The 15,802-nt window shown below is 60.5% G+C and carries 17 protein-coding genes and 1 tRNA gene; 13 read left to right on the top strand and 5 right to left on the bottom strand.

Going from position 1 to position 15,802, the window contains the following annotated elements; all coding sequences use genetic code 11:
- Nucleotides 1–25 precede the first annotated feature (25 nt).
- The 6 genes from V1479_RS05935 (at nt 26) to V1479_RS05960 (ending at nt 5,220) form a co-directional block, all read left to right on the top strand.
- A complete protein-coding gene (locus tag V1479_RS05935) occupies nt 26–994 on the top strand; it encodes a substrate-binding domain-containing protein (protein ID WP_173187226.1) in 969 nt (322 codons plus the stop codon).
- A 65-nt stretch (nt 995–1,059) separates the two neighbouring features.
- Nucleotides 1,060–1,647 (top strand): DJ-1/PfpI family protein, encoded by a 588-nt coding sequence (locus tag V1479_RS05940; protein WP_173187224.1) that lies wholly within the window; start codon nt 1,060–1,062, stop codon nt 1,645–1,647.
- Nucleotides 1,648–1,843: 196 nt separating this feature from the next.
- Nucleotides 1,844–2,866: a TRAP transporter substrate-binding protein gene (locus V1479_RS05945; protein WP_368802107.1), complete on the top strand. Its 1,023-nt coding sequence runs from the start codon at nt 1,844–1,846 to the stop codon at nt 2,864–2,866.
- A 60-nt stretch (nt 2,867–2,926) separates the two neighbouring features.
- The gene (locus tag V1479_RS05950; protein ID WP_173187220.1) at nt 2,927–3,466 is read left to right on the top strand and encodes a TRAP transporter small permease; all 540 of its coding nucleotides are present in this window, start codon (nt 2,927–2,929) and stop codon (nt 3,464–3,466) included.
- Complete coding sequence (locus V1479_RS05955; protein WP_173187218.1) at nt 3,459–4,754, top strand: TRAP transporter large permease; 1,296 nt, start codon at nt 3,459–3,461, stop codon at nt 4,752–4,754. The genes V1479_RS05950 and V1479_RS05955 overlap by 8 nt, the downstream gene beginning before the upstream one ends.
- A 4-nt stretch (nt 4,755–4,758) precedes the next feature.
- Complete coding sequence (locus V1479_RS05960) at nt 4,759–5,220, top strand: DUF3237 domain-containing protein (protein WP_368802108.1); 462 nt, start codon at nt 4,759–4,761, stop codon at nt 5,218–5,220.
- A 105-nt stretch (nt 5,221–5,325) separates the two neighbouring features.
- On the opposite strand, the gene V1479_RS05965 is transcribed toward V1479_RS05960, so the two are convergent.
- The 3 genes from V1479_RS05965 to V1479_RS05975 form a co-directional block, all read right to left on the bottom strand.
- Nucleotides 5,326–6,054, bottom strand: a complete 729-nt coding sequence (locus V1479_RS05965; protein WP_368802109.1) for a hypothetical protein — start codon at nt 6,052–6,054, stop codon at nt 5,326–5,328.
- A gap of 4 nt (nt 6,055–6,058) precedes the next feature.
- Entirely contained in the window at nt 6,059–8,938 is a 2,880-nt protein-coding gene (locus V1479_RS05970; RefSeq protein ID WP_368802110.1) for a vWA domain-containing protein, read from the bottom strand.
- Between the two features lie 103 nt (nt 8,939–9,041).
- Nucleotides 9,042–10,001: a helix-turn-helix transcriptional regulator gene (locus V1479_RS05975; RefSeq protein WP_368802111.1), complete on the bottom strand. Its 960-nt coding sequence runs from the start codon at nt 9,999–10,001 to the stop codon at nt 9,042–9,044.
- Between the two features lie 442 nt (nt 10,002–10,443).
- On the opposite strand from V1479_RS05975, the gene V1479_RS05980 reads away from it, so the two are divergent.
- The 6 genes from V1479_RS05980 (at nt 10,444) to V1479_RS06005 (ending at nt 13,404) form a co-directional block, all read left to right on the top strand.
- On the top strand, nt 10,444–11,067 hold the full coding sequence (locus tag V1479_RS05980) for a DsbA family oxidoreductase (protein WP_368802112.1): 624 nt from the start codon (nt 10,444–10,446) through the stop codon (nt 11,065–11,067).
- Nucleotides 11,068–11,126: 59 nt separating this feature from the next.
- Nucleotides 11,127–11,447: a DMT family transporter gene (locus V1479_RS05985; RefSeq protein WP_368802113.1), complete on the top strand. Its 321-nt coding sequence runs from the start codon at nt 11,127–11,129 to the stop codon at nt 11,445–11,447.
- Nucleotides 11,448–11,505: 58 nt separating this feature from the next.
- Nucleotides 11,506–11,877: a DMT family transporter gene (locus V1479_RS05990; RefSeq protein ID WP_368802114.1), complete on the top strand. Its 372-nt coding sequence runs from the start codon at nt 11,506–11,508 to the stop codon at nt 11,875–11,877.
- Entirely contained in the window at nt 11,877–12,362 is a 486-nt protein-coding gene (locus V1479_RS05995; protein ID WP_368802115.1) for a nucleoside deaminase, read from the top strand. Before V1479_RS05990 ends, V1479_RS05995 begins: the two co-directional genes overlap by 1 nt.
- 78 nt (nt 12,363–12,440) lie before the next feature.
- On the top strand, nt 12,441–12,848 hold the full coding sequence (locus V1479_RS06000) for a MarR family winged helix-turn-helix transcriptional regulator (RefSeq protein WP_368802116.1): 408 nt from the start codon (nt 12,441–12,443) through the stop codon (nt 12,846–12,848).
- 109 nt (nt 12,849–12,957) lie between these two features.
- Complete coding sequence (locus V1479_RS06005) at nt 12,958–13,404, top strand: membrane lipoprotein lipid attachment site-containing protein (protein ID WP_368802117.1); 447 nt, start codon at nt 12,958–12,960, stop codon at nt 13,402–13,404.
- 142 nt (nt 13,405–13,546) lie between these two features.
- Here V1479_RS06005 and V1479_RS06010 read toward each other — a convergent pair whose 3' ends face one another.
- Nucleotides 13,547–14,704, bottom strand: a complete 1,158-nt coding sequence (locus V1479_RS06010; protein WP_368802118.1) for an AI-2E family transporter — start codon at nt 14,702–14,704, stop codon at nt 13,547–13,549.
- Between the two features lie 230 nt (nt 14,705–14,934).
- A tRNA-Thr gene (locus V1479_RS06015) sits at nt 14,935–15,010 on the bottom strand.
- A gap of 267 nt (nt 15,011–15,277) precedes the next feature.
- Between V1479_RS06015 and V1479_RS06020 the strand changes: the two genes are divergently transcribed.
- Nucleotides 15,278–15,778, top strand: coding sequence for a (2Fe-2S)-binding protein (locus V1479_RS06020; protein ID WP_368802119.1), 501 nt, complete (start codon nt 15,278–15,280; stop codon nt 15,776–15,778).
- Nucleotides 15,779–15,802: the final 24 nt, after the last annotated feature.

Raw genomic sequence — 15,802 nt, forward strand, 5'->3', positions numbered from 1 at the left:
AAAGACTTCAACGGAGGAGAAGAAAATGAAATCCATCATGATCAAGGCAGGAATGTTCGTATCCGGTATCGCCATGGCCTGCGCCATGTCGGTGGGATCGGCGGGCGCGCAGGAGCGGGACATCACGATAGCCGTGTCGATCCCGGCGGCGACCCACGGATGGACCGGAGGTGTCGTCTATCACGCCGAACAGGCTGAGAAGGAGATCGAGGCGGCATTCCCCAATATCGACGTGGTCCTTTCCACGGCATCTTCGGCAACGGCGCAGGTTTCCGCTCTCGAAGATCTCTCTGCGACCCGCGACCTCAACGCGCTCGTCATCCTGCCATTCACCTCGGAGGAGCTGACCGGGCCGGTTGAGCAGGTCAAATCGAAGGGAACCTTCATCGCGGTTGTGGACCGTGGGCTGACCGATCCGTCGATCCAGGACCTTTACGTGGCCGGTGACAACATAGCGGTGGGAGCGAACACGGCCCGCTGGCTTTCCGACAAGCTGGGCGGCGAGGGTGAGATCGTGGTTCTGCGCGGCATTCCGACCGTCATCGACGATGAGCGCATCAAGGGCTTTTCGGATGTTATCGCGGAAACCAACATCAAGATTCTCGACATCCAATATGCGAACTGGAACCAGGACGAGGCCTTCACGCTGATGCAGGACTACCTGGCCAAGTATCCGAAGATCGATGCCGTGTGGGCGAACGACGACGACATGCTGCTGGGCGTCATCGAGGCGGTCGATCAGGCTGGACGCGAGGACATCAAATATGCGCTCGGCGGCAACGGCATGAAGCAGGTCATCGAGATGGTGAAGGAAGGCAACGAGCGCACGCCGATCTCTACACCGTATCCGCCGTCGATGATCAAATCGGCGATCTACATGACCGCCGGGCAGTTCGCTGGCCAGGCTCCGATGCGCGGTTCCTTCCTGCTTGATGCACCGTTGATCACGCCGGAGAACGCGGATCAGTTCTACTTCCCCGATTCCCCGTTCTGACAATCGGGCGGCGCCCGGACCGTTTCGGGCGTCGCCGTTCAACGACCACGACAAGGAGAGCCACGATGAGCGGCAAGAAGATACTCATGCTCACCGGTGAATTCACCGAGGAGTATGAGATTTACGTGTTTCAACAGGGCATGGAGGCCGTCGGCCATACCGTCCATGTCGTCTGCCCCGACAAGAAGGCCGGCGACCGCATCAAGACCTCACTGCACGATTTCGAAGGTGACCAGACCTACACCGAGAAACTCGGTCACTATGCCGACATCAACAAGACGTTCGCGGAGGTGAAGGTCGAGGATTACGACGCTGTCTACGCGGCCGGCGGACGAGGTCCCGAATACATCCGCACCGACAAGCGGATTCAGGATATGGTTCGTCATTTCCACGAGACCGGCAAGCCGATCTTCACGATCTGCCACGGCGTCCAGATTCTCATGGCAGTGCCGGGCGTGTTGAAGGGCAGGAAGGTTGCCGGACTTGGCGCGTGTGAACCCGAAGTAACTGCCGTTGGCGGAATCTATGTCGACGTCGGGCCGACGGAAGCCCATGTCGATGGCAATATGGTCTCGGCAAAGGGCTGGACTGGCCTTGCCGCATTCATGCGCGAGTGCCTGAAAGTGCTGGGCACCAAGATTACCCATAGCTGATACTGTGAACAGGTGGCGCGGAGGCCTGGCTTTGCGCCGCCTGTAACTTTCAGCTCGGACCGAGCTGCCCGTCTATTTTCGCCGCGATCAGGCGCTGGAGTTTCCGCTTGATTGTATAGTTCTATTCAATAACAATCTCCTTCCGCTTCAGTGACGATCGCACACATAGTCGCGAAGCGACCAATGGGAGGAGATCATGAAGTTTACGATTGCAGCGGCTGTTGCCGCCACCTTGCTTGCATCGACGGCCATCCCGGCTGCCGCAGCAGAGGTAGAGCTGAGGCTCGCCCACTGGCTGCCACCCACACATCCGGTCCAGGCTCTTGGCATTGAGCCCTGGATCGAGTCGATCAAGCAGGCTTCCGAGGGCCGCATCGACGTTACGATATTCCCGGCGAGCCAGCTTGGAGCGGCACCTGATCACTACGATATGGCGCGCGACGGCATAGCAGACATTTCTTACGTCAACCCCGGTTATCAGGCTGGCCGCTTCCCGATCTACAGCCTGGCGGAGATTCCGTTCCACGCCACCAATGCCAAATCCGGCGCAAAGGCGCTGCATGAATGGTATGCGCCGATCGCTGAAACCGAGATGGCGGACGTCAAGTTCTGCCTGATCAATCCGCACGATCCCGGCACGCTTCATTCCAAGGAGCCGATCAAGGTGCCGGAGGACATCAGGGGCAAGAATATTCGCCCGGCCCACGCCACGATGGCGCGCTTCATCAGCCAGCTGGGTGGTGCCAGCGTGCAGGTTCCGGCGCCGGAAGCCCGCGAGGCGATCACCAAGGGCACGGCCGATGCCATGACGTTCCCCTGGAACTCCATCTATATCTTCGGCATCGACCAGGCGACGAAATATCATCTCGATATGCCATTCTATCTGTCGTCCCAGATGTTGCTTCTTAACAAGGCGACCTATGAGGGCATGAGCGAGGAGAACCGCAAGGTCATTGACGACCACTGCACTGCAGACTGGTCGGAGAAGTTTTCGATCGGGTGGGCCGACAACGAGTACTCCGGGCGTCAGAAGATGATCGATTCCAGCGAGCACACGCTCTACAAGCCGACCGACGAGGAAGTCCAGTTGTGGCGCGAAGCCTCGAAACCTCTGATAGAGGCATGGCGCGCGGACGTAACGGCAAAGGGGGCGGACCCGGACGCAATCTACGAGTCCTATGTGGAAGCGCTGAAGCGCAACGACGCGTTTTATGAGTGATCGGCACAAAGGCGGCACGAGAACCCCTCGTGCCGCCTTGCCCTTGGCATGGCTTCACTCATGAACTTCTTCCACTTCCTTGGTCGATTTACGCTCGGCATCGAGAAGATCGCCGGCGGACTTCTTGCCATCGTCACGGTGCTGATCGTCCTCTCTTCGATCGGACGCTATGTGTTTGCTTTGCCCGTGCCTGATGCGTTCGACATTTCGAGGTTCCTGATCGGGGCCGCGATCATGTGGGGCTTCGCCAGCGTCGGTTATCGCGGGTCTCACATCAAAGTTGACCTATTCGTGGAAATGATGCCGTCGCGCGTGAGGCGGATCTGCGACTTCGTTGCATGGACCATCCTCTGGGCGTTCGCGATCCTGCTTTTCTGGAAGATGTCGTCTCGTGTGGCTGGTGCCTATGCAAGCGGCGAGGCGACATTCGACCTGCGGCTCCCTGCGTGGCCATTTCTGGCGCTGATCGCGACGGGCGTAGCGGTAAGCATCATCACGATAGGAGCCCGCATACTCCTTATAGGCGCGGGACGTGGCGGGCTCGATCCGCACGAATCGGCGGACACCGCCACCATCCCCACGAGGCGCGAAGATGTCTGAAGGCGATTTCGTCGCGCTCGCCGGCTTTATCGCGCTCTTTGCGATGATGGCTCTGCGCGTGCCTATCGGCATCGCAATGGGCGTTGTCGGCATCGGCGGGTTTGCGGCGGTCGCAGGTTGGCAGCCGGCGCTCAATCTGCTGGCGCAGTCGCCGATCCGAACAATTACCGATTTCAACCTGACGCTCATCCCCTTCTTCATTCTGATGGGCGTGCTGGCGACGAATTCCGGCATCTCGCGCGAACTCTTCCGGGCCGGCCAGGCCTGGCTCGGCCAGTTCCGCGGCGGAATGGCGCTGTCGACCATTGCGGCGTGCGGTGGCTTCGCCGCCATCTGCGGGTCGTCGGTCGCGACTGCTGCGACGATGACCAAGATCGCGCTGCCGGAGATGCGTCGTATCGGTTACTCGGACCGCATCGCGACCGGGACCATCGCTGCCGGCGGCACCCTGGGCATCCTCATCCCGCCGTCTGTCGTGCTTGCCGTCTATGCTTACATAACAGAGCAGGATGTCAGCCGGCTGTTCATTGCCGGGGTTATCCCAGGGCTGCTCGCAATCCTGATGTACATGGTTACCGTTCGGGTCGCCTACGCGCGATCGCTGCCCGATGGTGCGCGCTTCGTCGCGTCGGAAGCGTTTGCATCCCTGCGGGGTATCTGGGCTGTCGTGCTGCTGTTCATTGCCATCATCGGCAGCATGTATCTTGGCCTCGTTACCGCAACGGAGGCGGCGGCAGCGGGGTCGGTGCTTACCGCGCTTGTCGGCATTCTGCGCGGGCGGCTTGATATGGCGCGCATTCTCGACAGCCTGATCGAAGCGCTGCGGACATCGGTTGCCATCTACACGGTGCTGATCGGCGCCATCCTGTTTGGCTACTTCCTGACGATCACACAGACGCCTCAGAAGATTACCGCCTTGCTCGTAGGGCTCGACCTTGGCGCCTATGGCACGCTGGCGCTCATTTTGTGCCTGTTTCTCGTCCTGGGCTGCATACTTGACGCGATGGCGATGATCATTCTTCTGGTGCCGATCGTCTATCCGGTCGTCACGCAACTCGGTTTCGACCCGATCTGGTTCGGGGTAGTCGTGGTCATGACGGTGGAACTCGGCCTCATCACACCGCCGGTCGGCATGAACGTCTTTGTCATCAATTCCATTGCCAGAGACGTGAGCCTCGTCACGATTTTTCGCGGTGTGATCCCCTTCGTGCTGAGCGACATCGTCAGGCTTATCCTGCTGGTCGCGTTTCCAGCTATCGTGCTCTACCTCCCGATGACGATGAAGTGACGCCATGCAAGAAGCTCCCGGGCTCCGCCACCTTGCCCATCTCGACGTGGAACTCGCCGCGCCTATCGAGCTGGGCGACGGTCCTCGCGGCCGCCGGCGCATCATTCCGATCATCGGCGGGACGGTGACGGGCGAGCGGCTGTCAGGTGAAATCCTGAACCTCGGCGCCGACTGGCAGACCGTCCTTTCAGATGGCACAGCCGAGCTCGACACGCGCTACGCCATGCGCTCGCATGACGGCGCCAGCATCGACATCCGCAATTTCGGCTATCGGCACGGACCGAAAGACGTGCTGGACGCGCTTGGGCGAGGCGAGGCCGTGGACCCTTCGCTATATTACATGCGCACGCAGCCGCGATTCGAGACCGGCGATGCGCGCTACGCCTGGTTGAACCGCATAGTGTGCATAGGAACCGGAGCAAGGCTCGCGAATGGGGTCAGGGTCTCATTCTTCGAGGTGTTGTGAAGCGGACGCGCAGCAGCGGGTATCGATCAGACGCAAGGTCGATGGGCCGAGCTGCGCTAGGTTTGGGAAAGTGCCCTCGCTGGCTGTGCCGACGATTCTGGCCCGCTATCTCACCTTTCGGGCAGTAAACGGTGTAACTGTGCGGCATCGCATGTTCTGAAGAATCGCCTGTGCTGCTGCATCCGCGAGCCCCGATTTGATGTCGTATTCAAAGACACTGGACCCGGTAATTTCGGTCGAGTTGACCAAGGTCAACTGCCAAACGACGCTTGCCCCAGTGGTTGAGGATGTGTTTGACAAGCGTTCATCCACGACAACGCCGCGCCAGGAATGTCCGCCAGTGAACGTCCAGTTTACATGGCCAACGGCATCGGACATGAGTTTGCTGGGGGAAAACCAGCCCCGCCACCTGATCTCGCGAGTTTCGCCGCTCATCTGGCCCGGTACGGCCTGACCCGCAAGCGCAAATAGAGGACAGGCAGAGGCGTCGGTGGCGCCGGTGGTTATGCGCCACATTCCATCTTCCGGAATTAGCGGCACTTCCAGTTGAATCGGACACTGGCCCGGCCCACCGAACGACGCGTCGATCTGTTCGGGTGTCTGCGAGCGCCAGCTGTACTCATTTTCATAGATCACGAGGGTCATGTCGGCGGCACCCGCCGGATTTGGCATGCCAAGGATCATCTCGACATCTGCCAGCGTCGTGCCTGGAACATGGCAGCTACAACCGCCCTCCATGCACATGGCGATCTGTACCGCCTGTGCATGTGCGGCAGGAGCTAAGCCGAAACACGAGGCCAAGCCGATGAGGACAGATGCCAGTTTGCTCTTCATGGCTTCAATTTCCCGTCTGATTGCCGAAAAGGGCGCGCAGGACGGATTCCGGATTGCGCCCGCCGAGATCGATGGGGATCCTGGTATCCGATTCCGCGGCGACGACGTCGCCCGATCGAGATGGTGAAATCTGGAGCGATGACGCTATTGCTTCGAAACCGATCTCCGCGCCCATACCCTGTCCAACGAACATGCAGAGCTGGTTTGCGCCGATGGCTCGACAAGGGCCGTTCGATTCCAGCCATTGACGCGGATTGAGTTCCACGCTTACGACCTTGCCCAGGTCTTTCGCGAAGAATGTGGCGGTCGGCAGATCGGCGCGCGCGCCGCCGGCCGTTTCGTAGAAATAGGGTTCGCCCATGGTCCAGCTGTTGGGCAGCATCAGAGAGATGCCGCTTGCTTCGTGCCGGACCTCGCAGCCCCCGGGCGCGTTCGTGCAGACAAAGGCGACGTCCTCGCCATGATCCGTTTCAACGCTGCTGCGATCGCCGTCTCTTGCTACAGGAATTTCAAAACTGTTTTCGCCCCCGGCGGTCACCGTGATTGTTTCGGCAAGGAAGATGCCTTCAGCCTCGTTGATCCCTTCCACAGCGTAGGTGCCCGGCGCGAGATCGATGATCAGCATGTGCTCGAACTCGTTGATAGCGAAAGCGACGTCGGCGGCAGGCGTGTCGGTGCGGATCGCCGACCACTGAACCCGCTTGCCGCCGATCTCGAAGGGTGTGAGCAGGCGCACCGAAACGGCGTCGCCATCCTGCGCGGGCCTGCCGGATGGCATAGGGGCCGTGGTGCTCATCTCGGCGGTATCGGACGGCGCCTGACCATGCACGGCTTTGCGCATTTCCTCCAGCGAAGGGGGCACATGGCCCCCCGGCCACATGACGACGCTCATGCCCTGCCCAGCCGAAGAAAGCGAGCCTGCATAACCGATACCGTAAGGTGTGAGATAGAGGGTCATGGGCGCCGGGATCGGCTCGCCCACGGTGAAGGTCATGCGCAGCACGTCGCCATCCAGCGTCGCAGTCGTGAAGTCGCCTTCCCGGCCGGTAGCCTGTGGTCCGGCGAGGCTCTCCTGGGCTGTCCAGCTTCCGCCAATCGGGCCATTGGGCTGCGCCTGCTCTAGGGCCAGCGTCAGCAACTGATCCGCCCCCGCCTGCATTTGATAAGGCGGCACACCGATCAGCTGCCACGGGCCGCCGAGTGTCGTCGCAGAAGCCTCGTCGTCGGTCTCGCCAACCGGGGGGATGATGAAGTCGCTGTTCTGGCCAGGGTAGATTTCCACTTCCGCGCTGAATTCGACCTCACCCGGTCCGGTGGTCGAGATGCGATAGCGGCCGGGCTCGAACTCGCCTTCGCCAACGATCATTTCGGAGATGGGCGACCAAGCCTCCGGGCTCATGTCCGGGTCGAGCGGAACCGCTGACCACCAGAGCGGGGTTCGCGGAAACTTGTCTGGAATACGGAAGGTCGCTCGCACCAGCGGCATCGCGTCCTGCCCCGCCGCGGCCTGAGTTGCCGCTGCGGCCTGGGCAGCCAGATCGGCGGTATTGGTGGTGTCCGTGTCCTCAAAGGGAACGCCTACGCCGAATTCACGGAAGAACAAGATCTCCTGCTGGTTGCCCGAGATGTAGCGGAGCTCATATACGCCGGGGTCGGCGGGGGCCCGAAGGCCCATACGCTGGGTTTGGCGATTACTGTAGGGCTGACCCCAGTCACCTTCATAGTCATTGGGTGCTGCACCTGGGCGGGCGATCACGATGCGCTGGCCGACCTGATTGGGACCGCGCCAACTGAACTGGAAGCGCTTGTCCGGCTCCACCGACCCGATGGCGTCGAAACCGTTGGAGGGCGCCACGACCTCAATAGGCTGACGAGCAATGATCGATCCATCATAGGCCACCATGATCAGATCGTATTCACCCGGCTCGCTCGGTGCCGTCTTTGAAAATGGATTGTTCCCTGCCGCCCCGGCGCCGCCCACAACGCCAAATGACGGGCTGACCGAAGGCATGTCTCCTCCGCGCGGTGTGAACCCGGCATAAGAGTCCGGCCGCGCGGTGCCGTGGTAGCTTATTTCATAGGTGTGGCCAGCTTCGGCATTGGGCCCCATGTCGAAGAATGCTTCCTGAGCCGGCTTGGCATCGGACGCCGGTTGGACCGCCGCGATCTGGTCGAGCGCGTCGGCCAGTTCCTGTCCCGTTTGCGGGGTGAGCAGAAGGCCGCCTGTGGCGTCGGCCAAGCAGCTCATCGCCTCCGCCTCCTGCGAAGTCAGCCCGAAACCGACGACATGCGCTCGAATGGCGATGCCCTCCTGCGCCAGCTGAGCGGCGAGCGCGCATGGATCGGCGTCACAGGTTTCCAACCCGTCGGTGACGAGGATGATATCGGCCGACTCCGCCGTGGGCGGGATCATGGAGGCCGCAAGCGTGAGGGACTCGGTGATCGGGGTCATGCCGCGCGGGTTGAGACGATTGAGCCGGGCAGACAGATCCGAAGGGTCGTTCACCCCCACACTGGCAATCGTTTCGATATCGGAGCAGTCCCCGCGCCGATTGTGACCATAAGCGATGACGCCTAGCGGGACGGCATTGTCGCGGCTGACGAAGAAATCGCCGATCACATCGCGGGCGACTTCGACCTTGGTGATACCACCGTCGATCTGGCCCCACATCGATCCCGAGGCGTCATAGATCAGAATCGAAGCGCTATCTGTCTGCTGGGCCGCAACGGGCACCGCGAAAGCGGCCAATGCGCTGAAAGCGGCCATATAACCGATGCGCCGCAAACACGACAGCGGGCCGATTTTTCTCTTCGAAGTCACGATGTCGATCCCTCCTGGCGAACTGCACGGCAAGGCCAGCTGCGTTTTACCGCTCGCCAGCACCTGAGGCGCGCGCGGGCCACAGTAGGTGGGTCTGCATCGACCGTCTTGGGGAGAGCGGAGGTGAAACTGTGGGAGAGCGGAACAGTTGTCCGGGGCGAACGGTTCAGCGCAAACGCGCAAGCGCGCGGACATCCTTGGGCGTCATCCCATAGGCTCGGCGAAAGCGGACGTTGAACCAGGATAGGTCGCCGAACCCAGTGGCCAAGGCAATGCTGGCGATACTGCTCGTGGCATTGCAAGGATCGGAGAGCATCCGGTAGGCGAGCGCCAAACGCCGTGCGGCGACGAAATCGCCGAACGAAGTGCCCTCGGTCTCGAACAGCGACCGCAGATAGCGCGGGCTGATGCCGTGACGGCTGGCTACTCCGTCCGCCGTCAAATTTGGTGCGGTCAGATTTCGCTCGATATGGGCTTTGATGGCTTTGAGCCGGGCTGCCCTTACGCCACGACCTGCTGCGATTTCAGCGGCTTCTCGTGTCGCGCCGAGCGCCATCAAAGCGAGGTCCTGCACATGCGTCGCGCATTGCTCCGCCTCCTCCAGCGCAAGGTTCGACATTTCTGCATGCAGGCTGCGGGCATAGTTGAAGAACACACGCCATTGCGGCGTCAGCGGCACGCTGCGGCGCAGCATGGCATTCAGCCCGCGTGCTGCGGCGGAGAAATGAGAGCGGGGAATGGAAACATAAAATCCCTCCGTAGGTTCGCCATGAAACCTGATGACGCCGGGAACCTCGCCAGGATCGGCGTAGACCAGCCCAGGCTTCAACTCGGTGTATTCGCCTCCACGCTGTTCTATCGAAGAACTTCCAGACAGGGGAACGTGGAACATCACATTGTCGTCGGTCTCGGCGGCATGAGAGACCGTGCGGATCGCCGTTGACGCAGAGTGCCGGCCATAGCCGACGATCATGTTCTGCAACACGCCGATCGACGTCTCCGAGGTAAAGGACTTACGATCGTCGGGGACAAAGTCCACTTTAGTAATCGTAGCGACCACGTTCTGAAATTCTTCCACGCGCCGGGAAATCTCGAAGTCCTGCGAACGAATGGATAAGATTGTCATGCGCCCCCTGGGATAGGTTTCTATGCCTGCCAAGGTTGCATTGACGCATTAAAGTAACTCTGTGTCGAGCGCGGCGTGCAATGGAAACGGCAAGAATTCAGATCGATTTCGGCCATTGACCGCACCGCCGACATTGGCGGATGTCTGTCAAGAATGACGCAGCACGTCCTGCCATGCCGGGTGCGCCATCGGGGTCAACCGGCGCGGCGTTAGGTCAGCAGATATTCGTTATTCATCCGGCGTTGCCGGCTTCGCGACGCAGCTCGTCCCGCCGGATAGCAATCGGATTGTCCGCTGATCCCTGTTCATAAGGCGACAGAGCGCACCTGCAGCTCCCTGCCACTCGCGCTCGCAGATAGTGTATGCTTGCACATACATGCATATTGACAGTCTGCTTTGTCGCGCGTTAGTGTATGTGCATGCATACAAATGGAGGGCGCAAATGAGCTCCGTGACCGTCTATGCCGACTATGTCTGTCCGTTCTGCCTGCTGGCGGAGCAGGTTCTTTCCGATGTGATCGGCGACCGTGAAATTCGCATATCCTGGCGGCCTTTCGAGCTGAGGCCCGAACCGGTGCCGACGCTGCGGCCGGAAGATCCGTATTTGCCGACGATCTGGAGCCGGTCCGTTTACCCGCTCGCCGAAAGGCTCGGAGTTTCGATCCGGCTTCCGTCGATCTCACCACAGCCGCGCACAGACAAGGCATTTCGACTGTTGTTGCTGGCGCAGGATCGGGGGCTCGATCATCCTTACTCGATGGGGGTGCTGCGGGCGTTCTTCCAGGAGGATCGCGACATCGGCAGTCCTGAAGTCCTGATCGAACTGGCCGCGAACGCGGGAATGGATCCCGGCGAAGCTCGGCAGGCACTGGAAAGCACTGCCTATGCGGAGCGCCATCGCGAGGCGCTGCGCCATGCCCGGGACGATATGGCGATCACGTCCGTTCCCACAATCGTAGTCGGCAAGCAGGTTTTTCGGGGAACGCCACCGGCGCACGAATTGCTGCAGGCAATCGACCGGCTCGAAAGCGCAACCGTCAATCAGGGTTTCTCCCATCCGGCCTAGCGGCCGCCACCATAGGCATATGCCTTAACAAGCTCACCACTCATAAAAGGATACATGCAATGAGCTGGCTTTATCTCGGAATCGCCGTGGTCTTTGAGATCGCGGTCGCTATCAGCGCAGGCAATGCGAAGGGGTTCACGCGCCTCTGGTGGACTGTCGCGACACTCGTCAGCGGAGCCATCGCGACCTTCTTCCTCAGCCTGGCGCTCCTCACCTTCGATGTCGGGGTCGGATACGCGATCTGGACGTCCGTCTCCGGTGTCGGAATCGTCATTCTCGGAGCTCTCTTCTTCGGCCAACAGCTGGACTGGAAGAAAGCACTTGGCATCGTCTGCGTGATCGGGGGCGTCGTCGGTCTGCGCCTCAGTGGCGCCGCCTGATGCGGATGCGCCGACCCTTCATTCCCAATTCCATCCTGACTGAAAGGGACTGAATATCATGGATACGATTCAAAAGACTCAGAGCAGCGCCGGTGCATGGGGCATGCTGCTTCTCGCCAGCGCCTTCGAAATTGGCTACGCGCTCAGCGTTGGAGGCAGCCAGGCGTTTACAGTCCTGAGCTGGTCTATCGCTGCCGTCATTTTCTTCCTCCTTACGCTTTACTTCCTGAGCGCCGCCTTGCGCACCATCGACGTGGGCATTGGCTATGCGGTATGGGCTGGCATCGGCTCCGTTGGAGCGGCTGCTTTCGGCAGCATCCTGCTCGACCAGCCATTGACACTGATCCAGGCATTCTGGCTGGGCGTCATCATTGCCGGCGTCGTCTGGCTGAAGCTGGCCGACAGCGCCAAGCTCCGGGGACAGGCCTGATGGTTGGCGAACCTTCCGAGCGGTTCGCGCGACTCATGGAGGAGGCGGTCGCCTTCTCCATGGACCATGTCCACGAGGGCGGCATTCCCTTCACTGCTCTGGTAGTCGATCAAGGGGGGGCTGTTCTCGGTCGCGGCGTCAACCGCGTCCGGGAACATCACGATCCGACAGCGCATGCGGAAGTCGAGGCGATCCGCGATGCCTGCCGCACGCATGGAGCGACCCATCTGCGGGGCGCAACGCTTCTGGCATCGGGAGAACCATGCGCAATGTGCTACATGAGCGCGCTTTATGCGGGCATTTCGCAGGTGTTCTTTGCGGCTGACCGCGATGAGGTGGCCGCGCACGGCTTCGACTATCGCGGCGCATATCACGTCTTTGCAGATGATCCGCTGACCTGGCGGTCACCTGCGGTGGCCAAGCTTCCCGTCTCCGGGGCGCTGCGCCCATTTACGGAGTTTCGAGCAAGATTGCGCCAGCCATAGGCATTTGCTTTCTATCTGCATGAGCATACATATGTGAAAACAGGCTTCGTGCAGGCGGGACAGGAATCGAGGTTTCTCATGTCGAACAAAAGCGATTCATGGCTGACGCTGATTCACGCGATAGCCAATGTCGAGGCCGAGATTGCCAGGACTCTGCAGGATCGGCACGGCCTCGGCCTGTCGGACTATCGGGCGCTGGAGGTGCTTGCGCGATCCCCGAAATCCGAACTGCGAATGCAGGAGCTGGCCACCCATTTGCAGCTCAATCAAAGCTCTGTCTCGCGAATGGTGGAGCGTTTGGAGCGAGGAGGCTATACGATTCGGGACCTCTGCCCGGACGACAAGCGCGGTGTTTACACCGTACTCACCGACAAGGGCCGCGCGCACGCAGAAGCCGCCCGGCCCGATTACGAGAAGGCGCTTGATGGGGCTTTGGAAAAGCACGAAGGTTTTGCCACCTTGACCGCCAATTTCCGCCGGGAGTGATATGCCACATCGATATTACTTCGCAGGGACTACGAAGGACCAGAATGGGTAAGGCTCGCCGTTGCCTACCACCAATGCGGTAGCGGCACGCGTTCAGACGGATGAACGAATGGTCTTACCGACAGGGTGCTTTGTCTGGTTTTCGGGCGACAATTGCCAACCCTGGCCCATCAACAATAATGTAGGATTCCCTGCGATGAAGAAGCCGATATTTGCCTTTTCCGCCGTCCTGGCTCTTGCCGCCTGCCAGACTGACACTGGTAACGGCAACATGGGCCAACTGCCTTCCGGCGGGAATATGGGTCAGCAGGCAGCAAGCGCAATTCCCGATGTCGGATTTGATTCAAGCGTCTCGAACGCTGCGATCCAATCGTGCCAGAGCGCGCTTTCGGGCATGACCCAAGCGGGCGTCGAAGTCGTGGGCACTGAGTCCTCACAAGCGGCCGTAACCGTCTACATGACGGTTGGAGCGCAGCGCGCGCCATGGCGCTGCAATGTCTCAAACAGCGGTCGCGATCCAGACTTGATGTTCCTCGGCTCGGAAGGAAACGCCTAGCAAGGCTCTCTTGCCGGCTGACTGGCAATGGAACTGGCGCCGAGGGCAGCAGCACGGACGACCGTGTCGTGATCAAGTCTCCTCGCGGTGCGAGTGGCGCGCAGGAAGAAAGGCCAGCGTGAAAGCCGGCTGAAGCCCGTTGTCAGATTGACGGCCTTGGCTCGGCTCCGGGGTCGTTCTCCCGATCCGCAGTCGCCGGCGCCGGGTCCTGCAAAGCATCGCCTTGTGGATCTGCTCGCAACCCGCTCCACCTCGATGCGACCTCGTAACCTACCGCCAGAATGACCGGTCCGATGAAGACCCCGATCACACCCCATTGTGTGAAGCCGCCGAGAGCACCAAGAAATGCCAGCGAGGCCGGAACGTCGCCTCCCTTGCTGGCAATCATGGGGCGCACGATATTGTCTGCGAGGCCAACCACCACAATCCCCCAGAAGAGCACGTAGGCGGCCTGCCATCCATGGCCGTCAGCCCAAAGCCATATCGCCAGCGGCACGAATATAAGGAGGGGACCGATCTGGATCAGAGCCAGCATGAACATCACGCCTGCCAGAAGCATCCAGTTGGGAACGCTCACCACAAGAAAGGCGATGGTTGCCACCAAAGTCTGGACAAGGGCAGCTCCAAGTACCCCTATAACGGTCTGCCGAGCGGTGCGCGCCGAGTCTCTGGCAATCTCCTGGGCGAAGCTGCCGCCCAGCCTGTTAAAGAACCTATCGAGGCCACTCGTCAGGTGATCGCCCGCGTAGAGGAACACCACGGCCAGAAGAATGCCGATTGCGAACTCGCCAACGAAGACCCCGAATATCTCGACCTCTCCAAGCAGCCAGAGGAAACCCGTCTTGATCTCGTCTCGGAAGAGAGAAAGGGCGTGCGATGCATCGGTCGTCAGATCATGCCAAAACGCCGTAACCTGAGGCCCGATCGCCGGGAGATCGGCAAGAATGGCCGGAGGCTCCGTTGGGCCAACCTCCGATAGACGACCCGTCCAAGAAAGCGCATTCGGTAAAAAGTTGAGCATTGCAGCCGCTAGCCCCAACGCCGGAATGACGACGGTTCCGGCGAGGAGAACGCCCACGATCCACGCTGACAGAAGACGGCGCCCGTCAAGCTTCCTGACAAGCCAGCGAAACCATGGATCGATCGCAATTGCGACGACAGCGCCCCAGATGATCGCGGGCAGAAATGGTGAGATCGTCAGATACACGACGACGACCAACGCGCCGACTACAGCAGCCGGCGCCAGGCGATCGATATACTCTGATCGACGATCGAGCTTTGATCCCGGCCGCGTTGCCATCGTCGCTCTCTCCCATGAAGCCGGCTCGATATTAGCCTGCGCCCCGCTCGTGTCCAATGTCACCTGTGCCGGCGCCGGACGCTGGCGCAGCTTCCAATGCTGTAGAGTGTCCAAAAGCAGCTTATGTCGGCGATGAGTTAGAACACGGCGTCGGGAAAATAGCGTCACAATACGGGAACGGCGCAGTAGTACCGAGACGACGCGGATAGAGGTCTGGTGTAGGGAGGAAGTGGTGCCGCTTGCGTGACTCGAACACGCGACCCCATCATTACGAATGATGTGCTCTACCAACTGAGCTAAAGCGGCGCCTCGGCAGCGCGATTGCGCATCTGCCGAAAGTGCGCGCGTGATAGCGTCATTGCAGACGAAAGACAAGCGCGAGATTGGGCATTTTGTGCGTGTGTAGTTCAGGTGCCGCACGTCGCCTTTGCCTGATGTCCAAAAATCTATTGCGCTTATGACCTTGGCCCCATGGACTCTTTGCCGAGGCGCGGTAATCTGCCCTCAGGTAAGGCGCGTCCGGACCCCATTCTCCAGAAGCGTTTTGCCCGGCCGGCAATCTGGAGGAGATTCATGTCGCAAGTCGAAATGGTGGTGAACGGGCGCAAGGTGTCCGGAACCGTGGAAGATCGCACCTTGCTCGTGCACTACCTGCGCGAGCATCTTGGTATGACGGGCACGCATGTCGGCTGTGATACCTCGCAGTGCGGCGCCTGTGTCGTTCACATGGACGGCAAGGCGGTAAAGTCCTGCTCGATCCTGGCCGCACAGGCATCCGGATCGGATATTGTCACCATCGAAGGGCTGGCGAACGGCGCGGACCTGCATCCTGTGCAGGCGGCTTTCAGAGAACATCACGGCCTTCAATGCGGCTTCTGCACGCCAGGCATGATCATGGCGGCCACCGACATGATCGCGCGCCATCCCGAAGGTCTGGACGAAAAGACCGTGCGCGCCGAGCTCGAGGGCAACATCTGCCGCTGCACGGGCTATCACAATATCGTCAAGGCCATCCTTGCCGCCTCCAAGGCGATGGGCAAGGCCGGCAAGGGCAAGACGAAGAAAGCTGCTTGAATAACGGGAGTAGGGCAGTAGGGC

The sequence above is a fragment of the Neoaquamicrobium sediminum genome (assembly GCF_040970315.1).
GTDB lineage: Bacteria > Pseudomonadota > Alphaproteobacteria > Rhizobiales > Rhizobiaceae > Aerobium > Aerobium sediminum.